Annotated in this window: 14 protein-coding genes, 1 tRNA gene and 1 pseudogene; 13 read left to right on the top strand and 3 right to left on the bottom strand. The window is 57.2% G+C overall.

The annotated features are described in order from the left end of the window. Positions 1–159: 159 nt before the first annotated feature. The 10 genes from LRR79_RS10055 (at position 160) to LRR79_RS10100 (ending at position 15,529) form a co-directional block, all read left to right on the top strand. Positions 160–2,019 carry a beta-ketoacyl synthase gene (locus LRR79_RS10055; protein WP_231757084.1) on the top strand — a complete coding sequence of 620 codons (1,860 nt, stop codon included), beginning with the start codon at positions 160–162 and terminating at the stop codon, positions 2,017–2,019. A 470-nt stretch (positions 2,020–2,489) separates the two neighbouring features. Beyond that, entirely contained in the window at positions 2,490–4,646 is a 2,157-nt protein-coding gene (gene fadB / locus LRR79_RS10060) for a fatty acid oxidation complex subunit alpha FadB (RefSeq protein ID WP_231757085.1), read from the top strand. A gap of 11 nt (positions 4,647–4,657) precedes the next feature. Then, complete coding sequence (gene fadA / locus LRR79_RS10065; RefSeq protein WP_231757086.1) at positions 4,658–5,833, top strand: acetyl-CoA C-acyltransferase FadA; 1,176 nt, start codon at positions 4,658–4,660, stop codon at positions 5,831–5,833. A gap of 173 nt (positions 5,834–6,006) precedes the next feature. Next, a tRNA-Leu gene (locus LRR79_RS10070) sits at positions 6,007–6,091 on the top strand. Positions 6,092–6,287: 196 nt separating this feature from the next. Next, entirely contained in the window at positions 6,288–7,601 is a 1,314-nt protein-coding gene (tig, locus tag LRR79_RS10075) for a trigger factor (protein WP_231757087.1), read from the top strand. A 212-nt stretch (positions 7,602–7,813) separates the two neighbouring features. Then, entirely contained in the window at positions 7,814–8,458 is a 645-nt protein-coding gene (gene clpP, locus LRR79_RS10080) for an ATP-dependent Clp endopeptidase proteolytic subunit ClpP (protein ID WP_231757088.1), read from the top strand. A 227-nt stretch (positions 8,459–8,685) separates the two neighbouring features. Then, positions 8,686–9,969: an ATP-dependent Clp protease ATP-binding subunit ClpX gene (gene clpX / locus LRR79_RS10085; protein WP_231757089.1), complete on the top strand. Its 1,284-nt coding sequence runs from the start codon at positions 8,686–8,688 to the stop codon at positions 9,967–9,969. Positions 9,970–10,367: 398 nt separating this feature from the next. Beyond that, the gene (gene lon / locus LRR79_RS10090) at positions 10,368–12,773 is read left to right on the top strand and encodes an endopeptidase La (RefSeq protein WP_231757090.1); all 2,406 of its coding nucleotides are present in this window, start codon (positions 10,368–10,370) and stop codon (positions 12,771–12,773) included. Positions 12,774–13,162: 389 nt separating this feature from the next. Continuing rightward, positions 13,163–13,435, top strand: coding sequence for an HU family DNA-binding protein (locus tag LRR79_RS10095; protein WP_010132873.1), 273 nt, complete (start codon positions 13,163–13,165; stop codon positions 13,433–13,435). 195 nt (positions 13,436–13,630) lie between these two features. Beyond that, positions 13,631–15,529: a SurA N-terminal domain-containing protein gene (locus LRR79_RS10100; protein WP_231757091.1), complete on the top strand. Its 1,899-nt coding sequence runs from the start codon at positions 13,631–13,633 to the stop codon at positions 15,527–15,529. A gap of 92 nt (positions 15,530–15,621) precedes the next feature. Here the strand turns inward: LRR79_RS10100 and LRR79_RS10105 are convergent, their stop codons facing one another. Together LRR79_RS10105 and gloB are read right to left on the bottom strand one after the other, a co-directional pair. Further along, positions 15,622–17,193 (bottom strand): LysM peptidoglycan-binding domain-containing protein, encoded by a 1,572-nt coding sequence (locus LRR79_RS10105; RefSeq protein WP_231757092.1) that lies wholly within the window; start codon positions 17,191–17,193, stop codon positions 15,622–15,624. A 218-nt stretch (positions 17,194–17,411) separates the two neighbouring features. Continuing rightward, complete coding sequence (gloB, locus tag LRR79_RS10110) at positions 17,412–18,170, bottom strand: hydroxyacylglutathione hydrolase (RefSeq protein WP_231757093.1); 759 nt, start codon at positions 18,168–18,170, stop codon at positions 17,412–17,414. 62 nt (positions 18,171–18,232) lie between these two features. Between gloB and LRR79_RS10115 the strand changes: the two genes are divergently transcribed. The 3 genes and pseudogenes from LRR79_RS10115 to dnaQ all read left to right on the top strand — a co-directional run. Further along, a complete protein-coding gene (locus LRR79_RS10115) occupies positions 18,233–19,186 on the top strand; it encodes a class I SAM-dependent methyltransferase (RefSeq protein ID WP_231757094.1) in 954 nt (317 codons plus the stop codon). Between the two features lie 46 nt (positions 19,187–19,232). Continuing rightward, positions 19,233–19,673: a ribonuclease HI gene (rnhA, locus tag LRR79_RS10120; RefSeq protein WP_231757095.1), complete on the top strand. Its 441-nt coding sequence runs from the start codon at positions 19,233–19,235 to the stop codon at positions 19,671–19,673. A 3-nt stretch (positions 19,674–19,676) separates the two neighbouring features. Continuing rightward, a pseudogene (gene dnaQ / locus LRR79_RS10125) lies at positions 19,677–20,240 on the top strand (DNA polymerase III subunit epsilon); the annotation flags it as partial. A 66-nt stretch (positions 20,241–20,306) separates the two neighbouring features. Here the strand turns inward: dnaQ and nhaB are convergent. Further along, the gene (gene nhaB, locus LRR79_RS10130) at positions 20,307–21,839 is read right to left on the bottom strand and encodes a sodium/proton antiporter NhaB (RefSeq protein WP_231757096.1); all 1,533 of its coding nucleotides are present in this window, start codon (positions 21,837–21,839) and stop codon (positions 20,307–20,309) included. Positions 21,840–22,105: the final 266 nt, after the last annotated feature.

Consider the following 22,105-nt stretch of genomic DNA (forward strand, 5'->3'; position numbering starts at 1 on the left):
CAATCCAGGGCGCGGCGCCCGGGGCAATCATGGCCAGATGGTCAAATTTGCTGGCCAGTATGCCCATAACTAGGCCGAATCGCCAGCCCCTAAACTGGCGCACATCCGAAATTACCGGGTTCTTTTGTTTCGTGTTTCCGTAACAGGCTGGAGGTCAGGATGCAGCGCCTACCCGTAATCACTGCGTTTGGGGGATTCAACCCGGCAGGTCGCAGTTCCTTTCACCGTGGCTACAAGCGCATGGTGTTGGATAGTCTCGGGGCTGATGAGCGCACCGATGTATTGTCTGATCTCGCGGCGCTGATGGGGCTCCGCACCGGCAGCGAAGCGCAGGGCACCCTGAGTGCGGAGCTTGAGCAGCAGGTGCTGGATGGCACCCTGGTGCGGGCACTGGAGACCCGTTTCTACGATTACCGCCAGTGCCATTTTCACCAGCCGGCGTCGCTGTCCAGTGCCGAGGGTTTCACCTTTGAAATGTCTGCGCGCCAGCTGCCCAATCCACTGCCGGCGGGCTGGCAAGTGGAGACACTGGAAACTGGCCGGGTAAAGGTGCGTACCGGCAGCCTGTCGGTAATGCTCGACAGCCACCGGGAGATCGCGGTGGCCTCAGCGGGTCAGTTGCCCACCGGCTTCGAGCCGGGCGAGCAGTACAATTCCCGGTTCCATCCCCGCGGCCTGCAACTGGCGATTCTGGGGGCTTCCGATGCGGTGCAGTCCCTGGGAATCGATTGGGATAAGGTGGCCGAGAAAGCGGGCCCCGACAAGATTTCCGTATACGCCAGCTCAGCCATGAGCCAGCTGGATCCCAATGGTAATGGTGGTCTGCTGCAATCCCGCCTGCGCGGCGGTCGGGTCAGCTCCAAGCAGCTGGCGCTCGGCCTCACCAGCATGCCAGCGGACTTCGTCAATGCCTATGTGCTCGGTAGTGTCGGTACGACCGGGGCTGTTGCCGGCGCCTGTGCGACCTACCTTTACAACCTGCGTTCCGCAGTGGAAGACATTCGCTGTGGCCGCGCCCGGGTGGCGGTAGTGGGCGCCGCTGAGGCGCCGCTGGTTCCGGAAGTGGTTGATGGTTACGCGACCATGGGTGCCCTCGCCAACCTGGACGGGCTGCGCAAAATTTTTGGCGATCGAATCGACTTCCGTCGCGCCAGTCGCCCGTTTGGCGAAAACTGCGGATTTACCCTGGGTGAGGGTAGTCAGTGGGTGGTCTTGATGGACGACGCGCTGGCGATGGAGCTCGGCGCCCCCATTCACGGTGCTGTGGCCAATGTCTTTGTCAACGCCGACGGACCCAAAAAATCCATTTCTGCACCGGGGCCGGGTAATTACCTGACGGTAGCGCGCGCGATGGCGGAAGCCCGCGCGATTCTGGGCGAGCAGAGCCTGCGCGAGCGCAGCTTTGTGCAGGCTCATGGCTCCAGTACCCCGCAGAACCGGGTGACCGAGTCCGCCATATTTGATCGCCTGGCGGCCGCGTTTGATATCAAAGACTGGCCGGTGTGCGCGGTAAAAGCCTTCGTGGGGCATACGGTCGCCGCCGCCAGTGGTGACCAGCTGATTACCAGTCTCGGTGTATTTAACCGCGGTATTCTGCCCGGTATCACTACCATCGACCGGGTGGCAGATGATGTGCACCACGAAAACCTTGCGCTTTCCATGGCCCACGTAGAGCGGGACCCGGAATCTCTGGACGTGGCCTTTCTGAACTCCAAGGGCTTCGGTGGCAACAACGCGACAGCCGGCGTCCTTGCCCCCCACGTTACCCGGCGCATGCTCGCCAAACGTCATGGTCAGGCTGCGTTTACCGCCTACCAGGCTCGCAATGAAGTAGTGAGTGAGCAGGCCGCGGACTACGATGCGCGCGCCAGCCGTGGCGATCTCAATGCCATATATCGTTTTGGCGAAGGGTTGATTGATGAGAGCGCGATCGAGATGGATGCGCACAGGCTGACCCTGCCCGGCGGTGCGGGCGCCATTTCCCTCGACGCCGACAACCCCTTTGCGGATATGGTCTGACTGATTCACAGCGTCGGCTCGCCCGGGCGGGCGGCGCTGGTTCCCGCCTTGCGACTGCGTCTTGGGATGGAATCGATGCAGTGCTCCCCTCAATCGGCTCCGCAGCCGACCCCCTGGACGGTATTTCCCGCTATGCTTGCTGCGCACGCCGCCGTTGCCGCGGTGATGTCCACAAAAACCCGGTTTGTGAACGATTGGGTCAGATTTTGATCGGAATCCGTGCAAGACCACAATGTTTCCACCGGTATGCACCGAACCGGACAGTGGATATGGCAGAAATGGTATTCAAACACACGTTTGAATCTGGCTATACTTGGCGCGTTGACTGATTTCGGACAGTGCGTCATTAACTGGCAACACGAGTGCCGCACGCTGTTCGCGGCGAGTCCTATCTCAGTCTTGCACAACCCGACCCCCGGACCGGTCCATTGACGTCAATGACACCGGGTCACCAATCAATGAGGTCAATAATGTTATTTAGTGGCAAAGCGCTATCCGTGCAGATGCTGGACAACGGCATCGCGGAACTGAAATTCGATCTGGAAGGCGAGTCCGTCAACAAATTCAATCGTCTCACGGTATCGGAGTTTTCCGACGCTCTGGATGCGATTGAAAAAGCGGGCGATATCAAAGGTCTGTTGCTGACCAGCGGCAAAAGTGTATTCATCGTCGGTGCCGACATTACCGAATTCGGCGGCGCTTTCTCCGCCGGTCCGGAAGGCATCGCCGAGCTGATGAACAAAAACAACGAGAACATCAATCGCCTGGAAGACCTCCCGTTCCCCACAGCCGTGGCAATCAATGGGTATGCCCTGGGTGGCGGTTTCGAAGTCTGCCTGGGTTGTGATTTCCGCGTAATGGGCGACAAGGCCAAAGTTGGCCTGCCGGAAGTGAAACTTGGTCTGATTCCGGGCTGGGGTGGCACCGTGCGCCTGCCGCGTGTGGTAGGTGTGGATGTCGCTGCGGAATGGATTGCGGCCGGTAAAGAACAGCGCCCGGATGCCGCATTGACTGCCCATGCGGTAGACGCGGTGGTTCCTACCGACAAGCTGAAAGATGCCGCGCTGAAACTGCTCGAACGCGCCATTGCCGGCGAACTGAATTATGAAAAGCGCCGCGAGATCAAGAAGTCGCCGATCCCGCTGAACGACACCGAAGCGCTGATGGCCTTCTTCACCACCAAGGCGTTTGTCGGCCAGCAGGCGGGGCGCAATTATCCGTCGCCGGTGAATGCGGTGACCTCCATCGAGCAGGGCTATAAAGTCGATCGCGATGAAGCCCTGAAGATCGAGCAGCAGCAGTTTATTGCCAGTGCACAAACCGAAACCGCCAAATCTCTGGTGGGCCTGTTTCTGAGTGATCAGAAAGTCGGCAAGGTGGCGAAAGGCTGGGAGAAAAAATCGGACAAGGATATCGAGCGCGCTGCGGTACTGGGCGCCGGTATCATGGGCGGTGGTATTGCCTATCAGTCTGCCTATAAAGGCACGCCAATCAAAATGAAAGACATCGCCCAGGATGGCATTGACCTGGGCCTGAAAGAGGCGGGCAAACTGCTTACCAAGCTGGTTGACCGCGGTCGTATGACGCCAGCGAAGATGGCCGAGACCCTGAACCGCATCGAGCCCACCCTGAGTTACGATGGTTTCGACAATGTCGATATCGTGGTTGAGGCCGTGGTGGAGAACCCGAAGGTGAAGCACGCAGTGCTGAAGGAAGTAGAAGGCAAGGTGACCGACGACACCGTCATCGCCTCCAACACTTCTACCATCTCCATCGATTCCCTGGCTGAGCCCCTGTCCCGCCCGGAAAATTTCCTCGGCATGCACTTCTTTAACCCGGTGCACAAAATGCCGCTGGTGGAAGTGATTCGCGGTGAGAAAACCTCCGAGACGGCCATCGCACGGGTTGTGGCTTATGCGAACAAGATGGGTAAGAAAGCGATCGTCGTACGCGATTGCCCCGGATTCCTGGTGAACCGGGTACTTTTCCCATACTTCGCCGGTTTCGCCATGCTGGTACGCGACGGCGCGGACTTCCAGCAGGTCGACAAGGTGATGGAGCGCTGGGGCTGGCCCATGGGCCCGGCTTACCTGATGGACGTGGTCGGTATCGATACCGGTGTACACGCTGAGCAGGTGATGGCGGAAGGCTTCCCGGATCGCATGGGTAAATCCTTCACGGCTGCTTCTGATGTCATGTACGAAGCGGGTCGTTACGGCCAGAAGAATGGCAAGGGCTTCTACGTCTACGAAGAAGACAAGAAGGGACGCCCGAAGAAAGTGGCAACCGATGAAGCCTACGAGCTGCTGAAGCCCCACGTCGCCGAGCGTCGTGAGTTCGAAAACGATGAGATTATCGAGCGCATGATGGTGCCGATGGCGACCGAGCTCGCCCGCTGCCTGGAAGAGGGTATTGTGGACTCTCCTGCCGAAGCGGATATGGCGCTCATCTACGGCATCGGTTTCCCACCGTTCCGCGGCGGCATCTTCGCCTGGTTGGACAGCATTGGTCTCGATACCTTCGTGAAGATGGCCGAGAAGCACAGCGACCTGGGTCCGCTGTACGAGCCCACCAAAGGTATGCGTGAAATGGCTGCCAGCGGCAAAACCTACTACGGCGACAAGTAAGGAGAGTTTCCATGAGTCTGAATCCTAGAGATGCCGTAATCGTCGACTATGCGCGTACCGCCATGGGTCGATCCAAGAACGGTGTTTACCGCAACGTGCGTGCGGACGACATGTCGGCAGAGCTGCTGAAAAAATTCCTGCAGCGCAATGACAAGCTGGACCCGAAAGAAATCGATGACCTGATCTGGGGCTGCGTGATGCAGCGCGATGAGCAGGGCTTCAATGTGGCGCGGTTTATTCTGCTGCGCGCGGGTCTGCCGCACACCATTCCGGCGCAGACCGTAAACCGTCTGTGTGGCTCCTCCATGTCGGCGCTGCACACCGCGGCGGCGAATATCCAGGCCGGTGTTGGTGATGTGTATGTGGTGGGTGGCGTCGAACACATGGGCCACCTGAACATGATGGAGCACGTGAGCCCCAACCCGATGCTGGGCCGCAACATGGCCAAGGCCGCAGGTTCCATGGGTATGACCGCGGAATACCTGGCGATGATGCACGGTATTCAGCGTCAGCAGATGGACGAGTTTGGTGCCCGCTCTCACCAGCTGGCTGCCAAAGCTACCAAAGAAGGCAAGTTCAATCGCGAAATTATCGCGATTGAGGGGCACGATGAAGATGGCGTGCCGATGCTGGTGGAAACTGACCAGACCATCCGCCCGGATACCAGGGCCGAGGCGCTCGCGCAGCTGAAGCCCGCATTTGATCCGAAGCACGGCCAGGTAACCGCAGGCACGTCCTCGCAGATTACCGACGGTGCTTCCGTGATGCTGGTGATGTCGGCCGAGCGCGCCCGGTCGCTGGGTCTGACGCCGATCGCCAAGGTGCGCGAGATGGCACTGGCAGGCGTGGATCCGTCCATCATGGGCTATGGCCCGGTGCCATCCACCCAGAATGCGTTGAAGCGTGCGGGCCTCACCATCGAGGATGTCGACAAGCTGGAGCTGAATGAGGCCTTTGCTGCACAGGCGTTGCCGGTGCTGAAGGACCTGAAGCTGCTGGACGTGATGGACGACAAGGTGAACCTCTATGGTGGCGCGATTGCCCTGGGGCACCCATTTGGTTGTTCCGGCGTTCGAATCACCGGCACCCTGCTGTCTGTGATGCAGAACGAAGGCGGTAACCTGGGTGTCTCGACCATGTGTATTGGTCTGGGGCAGGGCATTACCACAATTCTCGAGCGCGTATAAGCGATCGGGTCTTGTGTTCGCAATCAGGGCGCCTGCGGGCGCCCTGATTGTTTTTGGGCTACTTATTGAAGCCCTGTGCCCACTGTGGCACAATCTGCTCCCCTCGCTGGACGTGCGGCCTGTTTTTTCCTAAAAATGCAGGAAAATCAAAGGCTTATCCGCGAGTGTGTGTTGGGGACGTGGTGGAATTGGTAGACACGCCAGATTTAGGTTCTGGTGCCGCAAGGTGTGAGAGTTCAAGTCTCTCCGTCCCCACCAATCAGGAATTTTGCAGTCCGTGCTTATTCGGCACCTTCTCTGCGCAAGCCTCGGGCGCGCAAGGGGAGGGCGCAGTGGCGCGGGCTGTTTGTATTTGGCGGCCGGAACAAGTTCGGCGCAACGCTAATCGCTGGTGGCGGGCAAGCATTCCCGTAGCCCGGCATTCAGTGAAGAGAAGAGTCTCACGAGGATTAACATGCAGGTTTCCATCGAAACAACTTCCGGTCTGGAACGTCGCTTAACCGTCAATCTGCCGGCAGAAGTGGTTGATAAGGAAGTAGACAAGCGCCTTCAGCAAGCGGCCAAGACCGTGCGCATTAACGGCTTCCGTAAAGGCAAGGTGCCGATGAAGGTTGTGCGTCAGCGTTTTGGTGCTGGAGTTCGTCAGGAAGTGCTGGGCGAAGTGATGAGCCGTTCTTTCTACGACGCTGTGCAAAAAGAGCAGGTCAAGCCGGCTGGCCAGCCCAGCATCGAAGCCAAGAATGTGACGGAAGGTGAGAACCTGGAGTACGTGGCGACCTTCGAAGTCTATCCGGAAGTTGAGCTGGCGGACCTGTCTGAAGTTACTGTTGAGCGCCCGGTGGCGGAAGTGACCGACGCGGACGTGGACAATATGATCGACGTTCTGCGCAAGCAGCAGTCCGGCTGGAAAGAAACCAAGCGCAAGGCGCAGAAAGGCGACCGCGTAACCATCGACTTTGTCGGCCGCAAAGATGGCGAAGAGTTCGAGGGTGGCAAGGCGGAAGGTCAGCAGCTGGTGCTGGGTTCCGGCAGCATGATCCCGGGCTTTGAAGACGGCATTCTGGGTATGAAGCCGGGCGAAGAGAAAGAAGTGGAAGTGACTTTCCCGGAAGATTACCAGGCGGAAAACCTGAAAGGTGCAGATGCCGTGTTCACCATCAAGGTGACGGCTTCCGAGAAGCCGGAACTGCCTGAGCTGAACGACGAGTTCTTCGCTGGTTACGGCGTGGAAGAGGGCGGCGAAGAGAGGTTCCGCGAAGAAGTGCGTGGCAACATGCAACGCGAACTGAAAAACGCCGCGCTGAACAAGGTCAAGACCCAGGTCATGGACCAGCTGTTTGAAAAGCACCAGGTTGAAATCCCGGCTGCACTGGTTGCGGGTGAGGTTCAGACCCTGCGCGGCCAGATGGTTCAGCAGTTCGGCGGCCAGATCAAGCCAGAAGACGCAGCCAAAATGCTGCCGGACACCATGTTCGAAGATCAGGCAAAGCGCCGTGTTGTGCTCGGTCTGGTGGTTGGCGAAATCGTCAAGGAAAACAAGCTGACCGTGGATGCCGACCGAGTGAAGGCCAAAGTGGAAGAGCTTGCCTCCACTTATCAGCAGCCGGAAGAGGTGGTTGAGTACTACCTCAATAACCGCGAACTGCTGGCTGGCGTCGAATCTGTAGTGCTGGAAGATCAGGTCGTTGACTTTGTACTGGACAAGGCAAAAGTGAGCGAAGTTGAAAGCAGCTACGACGACGTGATCAAGCCCCAGAAGCAGTCTTGATTCGCACGCAGTAGCGTTTCAAAGCGGCCACCTTCGGGTGGCCGTTTTTGTTTGTAGGTTTTGTTTTTTCCGCCCGGTGGCGCGAGTGTCAATCTGGCATTATTGCTGTCGAGCAGTTAAGCTCAGGTTGAGCGAATTTTTCAGAAGTGTGTCTTTTTTGAGCACATGCGTTCTGACCCGCCTAATACGCCGAAAAAGGAAGCATCGTATCCATGGCATATTTTGATAATCCAATGAACTCCAAAGAAATTCTCGCCACCGGTGGGCTGGTGCCCATGGTGGTGGAGCAGACAGCGCGCGGGGAGCGTTCATTTGATATTTACTCCCGCCTGCTGAAAGAGCGTGTGATTTTCCTGGTTGGTCCGGTCGAAGACCATATGGCCAACCTGGTAGTGGCGCAGCTGCTTTTCCTGGAAGCGGAAAACCCCGATAAAGACATTCATCTGTATATCAACTCGCCAGGCGGGTCGGTGACGGCAGGTATGTCCATTTATGACACCATGCAGTTTATCAAGCCCGACGTCAGCACCATGTGTATTGGTCAGGCCTGTAGCATGGGTGCGTTTCTGCTGACCGCTGGCGCGGAAGGCAAGCGCTACGCCACACCAAATTCCCGCGTCATGATTCACCAGCCCAGTGGTGGCGCTCAGGGGCAGGCGTCGGATATTCACATTCATGCCCAGGAAATTCTGAAGATCCGCGCGCGCCTGAATGAGCTCATGGCGCATCACACTGGCCGCAGTGTGGCGGACATCGAGCGTGATACGGATCGCGACCGCTTCCTGAGTGCTGATGAGGCCAAGGAGTACGGTTTGGTGGATGAAGTACTGGCTCAGCGTCAGAATTTGGGTAAGTAATACGCTTGGGGCGTTGACCGCGCACCAAATCCCTAAAATACCCCGGGCCCGGGGAGTGTTGTCCCGCAGAATTCGGCATCCTGTTGCTGGCGTTGTGGGGCGGCGCTACCGCCGGGCCCGGAGGAGAGAATAAAAAAGCTTGAAAATCCTGCCAAAAGACCGCATCTTGGTTATGAACCCTTTTTGCCACCGAGTTTTGGCTGGCTATGAGACCACGGAGTACTTAGATGACTGAAAAGAACAGCGGAGACGACAACGGCAAACTCCTTTACTGTTCCTTCTGTGGCAAGAGCCAGCAGGAAGTACGCAAACTGATCGCAGGCCCCTCTGTTTACATCTGTGACGAATGCGTCGAACTCTGCACCGATATCATTCGCGAAGAGGTGCAGGAAACTGTTGATGGCGACGATTCCCGTTTGCCAACCCCTCAGGAAATCACCGAGATTCTCGACCAGTACGTTATTGGTCAGGCGCGTGCCAAAAAAGTGCTCGCGGTAGCGGTGTACAACCACTACAAGCGTCTGCGCACCAGTAAAGGTGTGAAAGGCAAAGATGAAGTGGAGCTGGGTAAGTCCAACATTCTGCTGGTGGGCCCTACCGGTAGCGGTAAAACCCTTCTTGCGGAGACACTGGCGCGCCTGCTGAATGTGCCGTTCACCATCGCCGATGCGACCACGCTGACCGAAGCGGGTTACGTGGGTGAGGACGTCGAGAATATCATCCAGAAACTGCTGCAGAAGTGCGATTACGATGTGGAAAAAGCCCAGCAGGGTATTGTCTACATTGACGAAATCGACAAGATTTCCCGCAAGTCTGACAACCCTTCCATCACCCGTGACGTGTCCGGTGAAGGGGTGCAGCAGGCACTGCTGAAACTGATTGAAGGTACCGTTGCTTCCGTTCCCCCGCAGGGCGGGCGCAAGCACCCGCAGCAGGAGTTTCTGCAGGTGGATACCTCCAATATTCTGTTTATCTGTGGCGGCGCATTCGCCGGCCTCGATAAGGTCATCCGCGATCGTTCCGAGAAGGGTGGTATCGGCTTCTCTGCGCAAGTGAAGTCCAAAGACAACAACAGTAACTTCGGAGAAGTACTGCTGGACCTGGAGCCGGAAGACCTGGTGCGCTACGGCCTGATTCCCGAGTTTGTGGGCCGCCTGCCGGTGACTGCAACCCTGGAAGAGCTGGATCGCGCTGCACTGGTGCAGATTCTGACCGAACCACGCAATGCGCTGACCAAGCAGTATGGCAAGCTGTTCGATATGGAAGGGGTTGAGCTGGACTTCCGTCCCGACGCCCTGGACGCAGTCGCCAACAAGGCGATGGAGCGTAAAACCGGTGCCCGGGGCCTGCGCTCGATCATGGAGTCGGTGCTGCTGGAAACCATGTACGACATCCCGTCCATGGACAACGTGGCCAAGGTCGTGATCGATGAAGCCGTGATCAAGGGGGAATCCGCTCCCCTGCTGGTCTACGAGCAGGCGGAAGCCCAGAAGGTTGCGCCGGAAGAGTAATCGGCTGCGGTAAATACCTGCTTCGGCAGGCATAAAAAGCCCCAATTTGGGGCTTTTTTTGTGCCTGTCGATTGCGGTGACAACGGGCGATGGTGGCCGGGTCACTCTCGTAACTGACCCCGACGTCAGGCTCCCGCTGGCCTACAATCGAGTGTCTTTTGTGCTAATAGACTCAGGCATTCAGGAACTTGAGTTTTGTGCAACCAAGGCTGAGGCTGTGGAATTAAACTAATTTTGCTGCGCTTGGCGGCACAGGCTTGTTATTCTGCGGTATGCCCCCACTTTAGCTGTTGAACTGGCACTAGCCGTACAAGAACCGCGTCTGGAATAGCGGCTTGCGACGACGAATACGCTGCCAATCTGGCGGTTTCTACCGCCTGAAGGCCGAGAGGAGTTTTATGGACCAGCCATCCGAGACCTTGAACGAATACCCCTTGCTGCCACTGCGAGATGTGGTGGTATACCCGCATATGGTGATCCCGCTGTTTGTTGGCCGGGAGAAATCCATTGATGCGCTGGAAGACGCCATGCGCAGTGACAAGCAGGTGTTGTTGGTAGCCCAGCGTCAGGCGTCGGAAGATGATCCTGGTGCTGAAGATGTATATCGCGTAGGCACCGTCGCCAGCGTGCTGCAGTTGCTGAAGCTGCCCGATGGCACCGTAAAGGTGCTGGTTGAGGGCGGCCACCGGGTGAAGGTGGAAGAAATTACCGAAGGCGAAGGGCACTACCGCGCCACTGTATCTCAGATTGATTCGGAAGATTTGCCCGAAGCGGAGGCCGAAGCACTGGTGCGTTCCGCGATGTCTCAGTTTGAGCAATATGTCAGTGTCAGCAAAAAGGTGCCCAACGAGGTCATGACCTCACTGTCCGGGATTGATGAGCCCGGTCGCCTGGCGGATACCATTGCCGCGCATATGTCCCTGGATTTGCCCCAGAAGCAGGAGCTGTTGGAAACGATCAGTGTCAAGGAGCGCCTGGAGCACCTGCTGGGCCTGATGGATTCGGAAATCGACCTGATTCAGGTCGAAAAGCGTATTCGCGGCCGAGTCAAAAAGCAGATGGAGAAGAGCCAGCGCGAGTATTACCTGAATGAGCAGATGAAGGCAATTCAGAAAGAATTGGGCGAGATTACGGAAGAGCCCAATGAAATTGAAGAGCTGGAAAAGAAAATTGCCGATTCCGGTATGTCCACTGAGGCGGAAAAGAAAACCCGTGCCGAACTGGGCAAGCTGAAGATGATGTCGCCGATGTCGGCAGAAGCTTCTGTGCTGCGCAGCTACATCGACTGGATGTTGAGTGTCCCCTGGAAGAAAGCCAGTCGAGTGCGCCACGACCTGATCAAGGCAGAAGAAATTCTGAACAAAGATCATTACGGTCTGGAAGAGGTGAAGGAGCGCATCCTTGAGTATCTCGCGGTGCAAAAGCGCGTGAAAAAAGTGAAGGGTCCGATTCTTTGCCTGGTGGGTCCGCCCGGGGTCGGTAAAACTTCCCTCGGTGAGTCCATTGCCCGTGCAACCAATCGCAAGTATGTGCGTATGGCTCTGGGTGGCGTACGTGATGAGGCCGAAATTCGCGGTCACCGCAGAACCTACATCGGCTCTCTGCCCGGTAAACTGGTACAGAAAATCTCCAAGGTCGGGGTGAAAAACCCGTTGTTCCTGCTGGATGAAGTGGACAAGATGGGGATGGATCACCGCGGTGATCCGGCCTCTGCACTGCTTGAGGTGCTCGACCCGGAACAGAACAAGTCGTTCAACGACCACTACCTGGAAGTGGACTACGACCTCTCTGATGTGATGTTCGTATGCACCTCCAACTCCATGAATATTCCGGGCCCTCTGCTGGACCGGATGGAGGTGATTCGAATCCCCGGCTACACCGAGGACGAGAAACTCAACATTGCCCAGCGTTATCTGATTCCGAAGCAGCGCAAGGCCGCCGGCCTCAAGCCCGAAGAGCTGGAGCTGGCAGACGAGGCAGTGCGCGATGTAGTGCGTTATTACACTCGTGAGGCCGGGGTCCGCGGTCTGGATCGCGAGATGGCGAAAATCTGCCGTAAAGTGGTTACCGAGCATGTGCGCAACGCCACCACTGAGAAGGTGGTGATCAAGCCGGAACAGCTGGAAGACCTGCTCGGTGTGCGCAAGTTTGATTACGGTCGCGCTGAAGACGAAAACAAGATTGGTCAGGTTACCGGCCTGGCGTGGACCGAGGTTGGCGGCGAGCTGCTGACGATCGAATCTTCCGCCGTGTCTGGTAAAGGGCGGGTGATCAAAACCGGTTCCCTGGGCGATGTCATGCAGGAGTCTATTCAGGCTGCGCTCACCGTTGTACGCGCGCGTGCACAGGCACTGGGTATTGCGCCAGACTTCCACGAAACACGGGATATTCACATTCACGTGCCGGAGGGGGCGACCCCGAAAGACGGACCGTCTGCGGGTATCGCCATGTGCACGGTTCTGGCTTCTGTACTCACCAATATTCCGGTGCGTTCGGATGTGGCAATGACCGGTGAAATTACCTTACGCGGAGAAGTGTTGCGTATTGGCGGCCTGAAAGAGAAGCTGCTGGCAGCGCACCGGGGCGGAATCAAAACTGTGCTGATTCCCGCGGACAACGAGCGCGACCTGAAGGATATTCCCGACAATATTCAGCAGGATTTGGTGATCAAGCCCGTTAAATGGATTGATCAGGTGCTTGAATACGCGCTCGAATCCATGCCCAGCCCACTCAGTGACGAGGAGTATTCCGCACTGCAAAAGCAGGCGGATGAGCGTTCCCAGCGCTCGATGCAAACTCACTAAAACGCCTGCCATCCGGTCGGCGGAAAAAACCATTGAAACCTCGGCAGCAAGTCGCGTAGAGTACGCGACCTGCTGCTGTTACAGGTTAAAAAATGAACTTGCAGGCGGTTGACTGAACAAGTGTGCTTCAAAATTGTCCAACTGCCCGCAAAGCCGCATGGTTCCTTGACCCACCAACAGGCAGTTGGTATAAAACGTGGCTTGTTGCGCTGCGGGGGAGCCGCAGGCGATTAAAAATCGACTGCAAAAAATGCACGATTGCGCCTCGTAAAACGGGGTTGCAACAGACCTGAAAAAGACACCTGGAAATCACGTCCGGAACGATCTTCCGGATGCAGAATCTAGATATTTAGACCATTTAGACCTAGAAAAGAACAGAGGGATATAGCGTGAATAAGTCCGAACTGATTGAAGCCATCGCCGCGTCTGCCGACATTCCAAAGGCAGCGGCAGGCCGTGCGCTGGACGCCATGGTAGACAGCATTACTGACGCCCTGAAAAAAGGCGATCAGGTAGCACTGGTTGGCTTTGGTACCTTCGCTGTAAAAGAGCGCGCTGCCCGTACTGGCCGCAACCCGCGCACCGGCGATCCGATCGAAATCGCAGCGGCTAAAATCCCGAACTTCAAAGCTGGTAAAGCTTTGAAAGACGCGGTGAACTAAGAAGCCTTGTAAAAGCAAGGCTTCAAAGAGGCGTATCATCTGGATGCGCCTTTTTTGTTTGTGAAAGAAAAAATTGTAAACAGGATCAACAGGATATTTGTCCTGATCGGCCGGGTGCTTTCTGCACATGAGGTCGAGACAACAATAAAGATTGATCTGCCTGAGTACTGACAAGAGTTAATTTCGGAGCTGAATATGCTTCAGTCCATGCGTGACAACCTGAAGGGAACGGCCGCCATTATCGTAGCGGCCTTTTTCGGATTTATCATGGTGATCGGTGGGATCGATTTCTTCACTGGCGCCAGTGGCGGTTCCGCCGAAAAAGTAGCGGAAGTGAATGGTGAAAAGATCACCCAGTTGGATTTACAGCGGGCGATCCAGAATCGCCGTGCGATGATTGAAAGCCAATACGGCGAAAATGTGCCGAGCGACCTGCTTACCGATGAGCAGCTGCGAGGCCCCGTTCTGCAGCAGTTGGTCAATAGCGCGGTGATGCGCCAGGCGGCGCTGGATAGCGGTATGGCGATGAGCACCAGTGCGGTTGATCGTGAAATTGTGCAGATGCCCGGTTTTCAGGTAAACGGTCAGTTCGATCAGCAGATGTTCCGTGAAGGGCTGCGCCGGATGGGATACAGCCCGGCAGGTTTCCGTCAGCTGCTGGAGCAGGAAATGGTCATGCAGCAGTTTATCAGCAGCGTGTCCGACACCGCATTCAGTACCCGTACCGATGCGGAAAATATTGTAGCGGTGTCGATGGAAGAGCGTGACTTTGACTATGTCACACTGCCTGCCTCTCCGCTGCTGGACGGAATAGAAGTGGCTGACGAAGAAGTACAGACCTACTACGACGAAAACCAGGCCTCCTTTCAGCGCCCCGAACAGGTTGCAATTGAGTACATTGAGCTGACCCCTGAGCAGTTTGCGGCGAACATTGATGTGTCCGAACAGGACGTGCGTGCGCAATACGAGCAGGAAGTAAAAAGCTTTGAAGCCAATGTGCGTCGCCATGCCGCACACATTCTGGTGGAGGGCGACGACGAAGCAGCGCAGGCCAAAATCGCAGAAGTGCAGGCCAAGCTGAGCGAGGGGGCGTCCTTCGAGGCGCTGGCGAAAGAGTACTCCGACGATATTATCTCCAGTGAAGATGGCGGTGATGTGGGCTTCACCTCGGGTGATGTGTTCCCGGAGGCTTTCGAAGATGCGCTGGCAAATCTGCAGGTTGGGGAAGTGTCGGGTCCGGTTGAGACCGATGGTGGTACCCATTTTATCAAGCTGATTGAAATTGCCGATGCGGAGCCCCCGACGTTCGAAGAACGCAAAGCGGCCATTTCGGCCCGTTTGCGCAACGCGGCTGCGGAGCGGGAGTTTGTTGATGCGGTCAGCCGTCTGGGCGATCTCGCTTATAACGCGGAAACCCTGGCCGCACCGGCAGAAGAGCTGGGTGTGAGCGTTCAGAAATCCGCTCTGTTCTCGCGCCAGGGTGGCAGTGGTATTACCGGTGAAGGGCAGGTGATATCCGCTGCGTTTGCCCCGGAAGTACTGGAAGATGGCAATACGTCCGATGTGTTGAATCTCACGGAGAATCACGCGGTGGTACTGCGTGTTATCGAGCACAAAACCGCCGGGGTTAAACCGCTCGAAGAAGTCACAGCAGAAATCGTTCAGCGTCTGAAGCGTGAAAAGGCCAGTGAGCAGCTTGCCAGCAAGGCGGAGCAGATTCGTGACCAGGCGGCCTCCGGAGACGGTCTGGCGACGGTTGCGGAAGCCGAAGGATTGACGCTGGAGACCAGCGACAAGACACGCCGTGGCGGTTTTGGGACGCGGGGTGAGGTGGTGAATAAAGTCTTCGCAATGAATGCGCCCCGCCCAGGAGCACGCACCCTTGAACAGTTTGCTCTGCCTAGTGGCGATGTGGTGGTTGCGCAACTGCGCGCGGTCCGTGCCGGTGTTCTTGCGCGGCAAAGCAAGGAGCAGCGAGAGGCATTGCTGCAGCAGCTGGCTTCGATGCAGGGCAGTGCGGAACTTGCGGCCGTTCAGCAGTTCCTGACTGGCAAAGCAGATGTGGAAGTATCCCAGGCTGAGCCGGCACAGTAATGCGTGGTACCACTGGTTGATACAATACGTGTTCAATAAAAAAACCGGCGATATCGCCGGTTTTTTTATGCCTGTCTGGACAGTTTGTTGACTCAGCCGCTGTTGGCGGTATCCACAAACAGCGTCAATCGCTGGCCCGGTTGCCGGTAGCTGTTTTTGCTGATTTTATTCCAGCGCACAATGTCGCTGATATCGATGCGGAATTTGCGTGCGATACGGTACAGCGAGTCTCCGCTACGCACCCGGTAGGAGAGTTTACGGGTTGTACGGCTCTCGCTGCTTTGGGCACCGCTGTAAGCCACCAGTTTACGCCCTGGTCGGAGGGTGTCGCCCGGGGCCATACTGTTCCAGCTGGCCAGCTCACGCACTTTCACATCCAGCTTGCGGGCGATGCCCCAGAGTGTGTCGCCGGGACGAACGGTGTAGTTTGTTTTCTGGCCTTTACCCGAGCTCTGCCGGCGCTTTACGCGTTGGTCGATCGCGTAAGCGTATTGGGCATTGGGGCCGGACGCGCTGGGAATTAACAGGGTCTGACCTGCGCGGATGTTGCTGCCGCGCAGTTTATTGGCCTGCTGGATGGCGGCAATGGTGGTCTCATAGCGGCGTGCAATTACAGAAAGAGAGTCACCACGGGCCACGCGGTAGTGCTGCCAGCTTACCCGTTGGTCGGCGGGAAGTTTCTCCAGTGCCTCGATGAACCGGGCACTCTTTTCCCGCGGGACCAGTAGGCGGTGGTGGCCTTCCGGATCGGTTGCCCAGCGGTTGAAGCCGGGATTCAGCAGGTGGAGCTCTTCAATCTCTACGCCCGCCAGTTCCGCGGCCTGGGCAAGATCGATCTGGCTGCCCACATTGACCGCTGCGTAGTAAGGTTCGTTACCGACGTCGTGCAGGGGGACCCGGTAATGGTCCGAGCGGGACACCACTTCGGCGAGGGCCAGCAACTGCGGTACATAGCGCTGGGTTTCACGGGGCAGTTTCAGGTCCCAGAAACTGGTTCCTTTTCCCTGCCGGGCGTTGCGTTCCCTGGCGCGGCGAACGGTGCCTTCGCCGGCATTGTAGGCGGCCAGTACCAGCAACCAGTCGCCATCAAATTTCGCAGACAGGTAGTTGAAGTACTCGGAGGCGGCCCGGGTGGACTCGACAACGTCCCGGCGTCCGTCGTACCACCAGTTCTGATGCAGTCCAAATGAGCGTCCTGTGGCGGGGATAAACTGCCACATTCCGGATGCCTGTGCATGGGAGTAGGCGAAGGGATCGTACGCGCTTTCCACGATGGGCAGCAGGGCGAATTCCAGCGGAATATTTTCCTGTTCCAGTTGCTCGGCGACGTGAAAGATGTAGCGACGGGCCCGTTCCGTTACCCGGGCCATATAGCCCTGGTTGGAAGAAAAATATTTTACGTAATCCTTAACTTTTGGACGATGTGTTTCACGATCCAGCGTGAAACCCTGTCGCAGGCGCTGCCAGATATCGTCCGGCGGAAGGGCCGGTTCGGTGACATTCAGGATATTCTGGCTGATCGCACTGTGCTCCCCCCCGGATGCTGCCGGGTCTTGAGCGGCGCCGTTGTCGGAGGCGTTTGCATTTTGCGGAGCAGAGTCGATCTGCGTACAGGCCCCCACGGCCGCTGCCAGGAGCGCAACGGCAAACTTCTTATAAACCATTCTGGTGTCCACGATCTGTTGTTATCTTGTGGCTCTTTATTCCTGTGCAGCGCGCCCAGCGCGACACGGATGCGATACTGGCGGAATTCACGGCTCCGGCAGAAATTACTGCCGGCGAATACAGCCGTGGAATCAAGCGGCCAAATAATACACTTGAGCTTTGAATTGTAATTATCTGATTCTAAAGACGGGGGTTGGTTCCGGTCAATGGAATCTGGTCAAAAAACGTCCTTCCACTGACGTAAAGTGGCGAAAATTTCTACAGCATCCGCTGTGTCGGGCGCACCCTGTTGGTGTGCCCGGGCGCGCACCGAGGGTTGGTCGGTGCGCAGAAACGGGTTGGTGGCACGTTCCAGCGCGATGGTCGAGGGCAGTGTGGGTTCATCTCGCTCCCGCAGCGCCGCAGCGGCCCGCTTTCGTTCGACCAGCTGCTGGTTGTCCGGCTCCACCGCAAGGGCGAAGGCCAGGTTGGCAAGGGTGTACTCGTGGGTGCAGTAGACGCGGGTATGCGGCGGCAGCGCTGCGAGCCTGGCAAGGGATTCGTGCATTTGCCCGGGAGAGCCCTCGAACAGGCGTCCGCAACCGCCGGCGAACAGGGTATCGCCACAGAACAGATAGCGTTCGCGGCCGTCTTCCATCAGCACGGCGATGTGGTCCAGTGTGTGCCCTGGTACCGCCATGACGGTACAGGGGTTCCCCATCAAGTTGACATCAGCGCCGTCGGTCAGCGGGTGAGTGACGCCCTCGATGGTCGCCGGGCCGTAAACCGGGCAGTCAAAGGTGCGGGTGAGAGCGGGAACGCCACCGGTATGATCGAAGTGGTGATGTGTCAGCAGTATGCCCGACAAGCGTTCACCCTGCAGAGCGCGCATTACCGGCGCCGCGTCCCCCGGATCTACTACCCAGTGCTCACCATTTTGTTGCAAATGCCAGATATAGTTGTCGTTGAATGCCGGGATGGGGCGGATTGTGATCATTGGCTGTCCCCGCTAACCTAAGGATGATTGGCGAACCCTAACACAGCCGAATTGCTGGGGCAGTGAAGAATACCGCCATCCGGGCGACTGTGGAGTTCCGCACGGAGGTGGCCTTTCGGGGCTCAACCGCGGATAAACAGGTACGGGATGTCAGAAATAAGGAGCTGGTGATGACGCGGATGCCGGAAAAACCGGATAAACAATCCCTCTTCTTTGGGGGGAAGGCGCCCATAGCTCCACTTGCAGAATCCTGTGAGGCGTTGAGTGACTGGTTTGACAGCGGACTGGGACGGGAAATCCTGACCCAGCAGTTGGCGCTGGTCCAGCCGGTCGTGGAAGGGCTGTTCGGCTATCACCTGATGCAGGCCAGTGTGGCCCGGCAGGTGGATTTTGCCGCGTGCAGCCGCATCAATCACCGCTTCAAACTTAGTCCTTGCGCGGAAGGCCAGGGGGCCGCGCTGGTTGAGTTTGATCAGTTACCGCTGCCGTCCGAGTCCATTGATGTGGCGGTGTTGCACCACCTGCTGGACTTTTCGCCGCAGCCACACCAGGTCCTGCGGGAAGCCGCACGGGTATTGATCCCCGGCGGGCATATGGTGTTGATTGGGTTCAATCCGTTTTCTCTTCTGGGGCTGGCGCGCTTTTTCCGCTCCTCGAGCCCCTATCAAGCGGGTAATCAGTTGCGCGCTGCGCGCATTGCCGACTGGATGAACCTGCTGGATTTACAGTCGGGAGAAATAGAGCGCGGTTTTTTCCGTCTGCCTCTGAAGCATGGTGACCTGCTGGCGAAGACATCGTGGATGGAGCGCGTGGGGACCCGCTGGCACTTGCCGTGGGGAGGCTTTTACATCATAGTCGCGCGCAAAGAGGTGGCGCGGATGCGCACCATCAAACTCAACTGGCGCGGTGAGAAAAAGCCGGCCCTGAGTGTGGTGCCAAGCAGTCCGCGGATCGCCGCCAGAGACAGGCTCAAGCCGCTGCGTCCGGGTAAGCAGAACCGGAATACCAAGCGCTGACCAGACCTGTCAGCAATTTATCGAATAATTTCACGACGAGCACGATTTGAAACAAGTCACCATATATACCGATGGCGCTTGCCGGGGTAATCCTGGCCCGGGCGGGTGGGGTGCGTTGCTGATGAGTGGCGGTGCTGAAAAAGAATTGTGTGGCGGCGAGTCCCTGACCACCAACAACCGCATGGAGTTGATGGCGGCGATTCAGGCCCTGCAGGCGCTCAATCAGCACTGTCGCGTCGATCTGCATACCGATTCCCAGTATGTGCGCCAGGGAATCACCGGGTGGATACACAACTGGAAGAAGAATGGCTGGAAGACCTCGGCCAAAAAACCGGTGAAAAACGCCGATCTCTGGCAGGCGCTGGATGCGGCCATTGGGGAGCATGAAGTACATTGGCACTGGGTCAAAGGGCACGCGGGAGATCCGGGCAACGAGCGTGCCGATGCCCTGGCCAATCGCGGTATTGATGAATTGGGGGAGTCCTGAGTCATGCGTCAGATTGTTCTGGATACGGAAACCACGGGTCTGGACCCCAAATCCGGCCACCGGATTATTGAAATTGGTTGTGTCGAACTGATCAACCGCAAGCTCACTGGTCGTCACTATCACCAGTACATCAACCCGGAGCGCGAGGTGGATGACGGGGCTATCGAGGTGCACGGCATAACCAACGAGTTTCTGGTCGATAAACCGGTTTTCTCACAAGTTGTCGATGAGTTCATGACCTTCTGTGATGGTGCAGAGCTGGTCATCCACAATGCGCCGTTCGATGTGGGGTTTATTGATGCTGAGCTGAAGCGGTTGGGGAGTCCGCGCTGGCAAAGTGTGGCGGCGCACTGCGGAGTACTGGATACCCTGGCGCTCGCGCGGGAAAAGCATCCGGGCCAGAAGAACAACCTGGATGCTCTGTGCAAACGTTATTTTGTCGATAACTCACAGCGGGATTTGCACGGCGCACTACTGGATGCGGAGATTCTCGCCGACGTTTACCTGATGATGACCGGGGGCCAGACGGATCTCGCGCTTGCCGGTACCGATACCTCCGGCGATGACGATGCGGATAATCAGACCCAGGAATCTGGAAGTTCCTTCTGTTCTCTGTTCCTTCTGCGCTATGGCTCAGATTGCGTAGACGACGCAGGTCAGTGCAACAATCGTCAGAACGACGGTGTATGGCAGGGCCATAATTACCATGCGACCGTAAGACAGGCGAATCAGCGGTGCGAGGGCGGAGGTCAGGAGAAACAGGAACGCCGCCTGGCCATTGGGAGTAGCCACGCTGGGCAGATTGGTGCCGGTATTGATGGCGATGGCGAGCTTGTCGAAGTGCTCGCGGCTGATGTCCCCGGCGATCAGGGCGTCCTTGACTTCATTGATGTAGACGGTGGCAACAAACACGTTGTCACTGATCATGGAAAGGATGCCATTGGCGAGAAACAGCATGCCCGGCTGCTGTTCCGGCGCCAGACTCAGTACGAAATGGGTAACCGGTGCGAACAGGTGCTGCTGATGGATTACCGCGACGATGGCAAAGAACACGACCAGCAAAGCAGTAAATGGCAGGGCTTCCTCAAAGGCGTGGCCAATCCGCGCTTCCTGGATGACGCCGTTGAAAGCGGTCAGGAGCACAATGACCATCAGGCCAATAATGCCTACTTCTGCCACATGGAAGGCCAAGGAAAGCACCAGAATGACGGCTACAATCCCCTGAATCCACAGCTCAACCACGTCGCGTTGGGTGCGCTTGCGCTCCTGTTCGGACGCGTAATTTGACAGCACTTCGCGCACCGCATCCGGCAGTTTGGCGCCGTAGCCAAACATCCTGGATTTTTCCAGCAGGAAGCAGGTAATCAGGCCGGCTGCGAATGCGGGCATGGTGACTGGCGCCATGTAGGTGAAAAACTGCAGGAAGTCCCAGCCGGCTTTTTCTGCAATTAGCAGGTTTTGCGGTTCGCCGACCAGGGTGCAGACGCCGCCCAGGGCGGTGCCTACCGCTCCGTGCATGATCAGGCTGCGCAAAAATGCCCGGAACTGGTCCAGATCGGAACGGTGGTATTCAACCACCCCATCGTCGCTGGAGTGGTCGTGTTCCGGATGGGCCTGCCGGTTGGAGGTCACCTTGTGATAGACCGCGTAAAAACCCACTGCCACTGCAATCAGGACCGCGGTGACGGTGAGCGCATCAAGAAACGCGGACAGTACCGCGGAAACGCCGCAAAACAGCAGGGATAGTACAGATTTTGAACGGACGGTAACCAGCAGCTTGGTGAATACATACAGCAGCAGGTTCTTCATAAAATAGATGCCGGCCACCATAAACATCAGCAGGAGAATAACCTGAATGTTTTCTGTCACCTCGTGAAAGACCGACTCGCTGCTGGTCATGCCCAGTAGTACCGCTTCGATGGCCAGCAGGCCTCCTGGCTGCAGGGGGTAGCATTTCAGGGCCATGGCGAGGGTGAAGATAAATTCACCAATCAGAACCCATCCGGTCACGAACGGTGATGTGGTGTACAGTAGGATGGGATTGAGGATCAGGAAGAGGGCGATGGTCAGCTTGTACCAGTCAGGGGCCTCCCCGAGAAAGTTGTCGGTAAATGCGCGGCCGATGCCGCTACCCGTTGCCGGCAGGGTGTCATTCAGAGCGTTCATTAATACTACTTCCTTGGTTCTCTTAGGGCTCCCTTGCCGCTACCGCCGGGAGGACCGGCGGCAAAGCTACCTTTTTCCGCGGCGAATTTCAATTGGTTTTACCAATTGGCAGGTGGCGTGCATTTTTGTCGATTGATCGGTGGAAACGGGATGATTTTATCTGGACACTTTTACGGTTTTGTATAAATTGGACGGTTTGCAGGAAGGCGCCATTGGCGCCCAGCTGGCTGGCAGTAAAAAATAACGAGAATTGCAGTGGTGTAGGC

This window comes from Microbulbifer elongatus (assembly GCF_021165935.1).
In the GTDB taxonomy this organism is placed as follows: domain Bacteria; phylum Pseudomonadota; class Gammaproteobacteria; order Pseudomonadales; family Cellvibrionaceae; genus Microbulbifer; species Microbulbifer elongatus.

Coding starts and splice junctions, on each gene's coding strand:
- nhaB (WP_231757096.1), bottom strand. CDS start 21,839: ATGAACGCTCTGAATGACACCCTGCCGGCAACGGGTAGCGGCATCGGC.
- LRR79_RS10055 (WP_231757084.1), top strand. CDS start 160: ATGCAGCGCCTACCCGTAATCACTGCGTTTGGGGGATTCAACCCGGCA.
- LRR79_RS10105 (WP_231757092.1), bottom strand. CDS start 17,193: ATGGTTTATAAGAAGTTTGCCGTTGCGCTCCTGGCAGCGGCCGTGGGG.
- gloB (WP_231757093.1), bottom strand. CDS start 18,170: ATGATCACAATCCGCCCCATCCCGGCATTCAACGACAACTATATCTGG.
- clpP (WP_231757088.1), top strand. CDS start 7,814: ATGGCATATTTTGATAATCCAATGAACTCCAAAGAAATTCTCGCCACC.
- fadA (WP_231757086.1), top strand. CDS start 4,658: ATGAGTCTGAATCCTAGAGATGCCGTAATCGTCGACTATGCGCGTACC.
- LRR79_RS10100 (WP_231757091.1), top strand. CDS start 13,631: ATGCTTCAGTCCATGCGTGACAACCTGAAGGGAACGGCCGCCATTATC.
- lon (WP_231757090.1), top strand. CDS start 10,368: ATGGACCAGCCATCCGAGACCTTGAACGAATACCCCTTGCTGCCACTG.
- fadB (WP_231757085.1), top strand. CDS start 2,490: ATGTTATTTAGTGGCAAAGCGCTATCCGTGCAGATGCTGGACAACGGC.
- clpX (WP_231757089.1), top strand. CDS start 8,686: ATGACTGAAAAGAACAGCGGAGACGACAACGGCAAACTCCTTTACTGT.
- tig (WP_231757087.1), top strand. CDS start 6,288: ATGCAGGTTTCCATCGAAACAACTTCCGGTCTGGAACGTCGCTTAACC.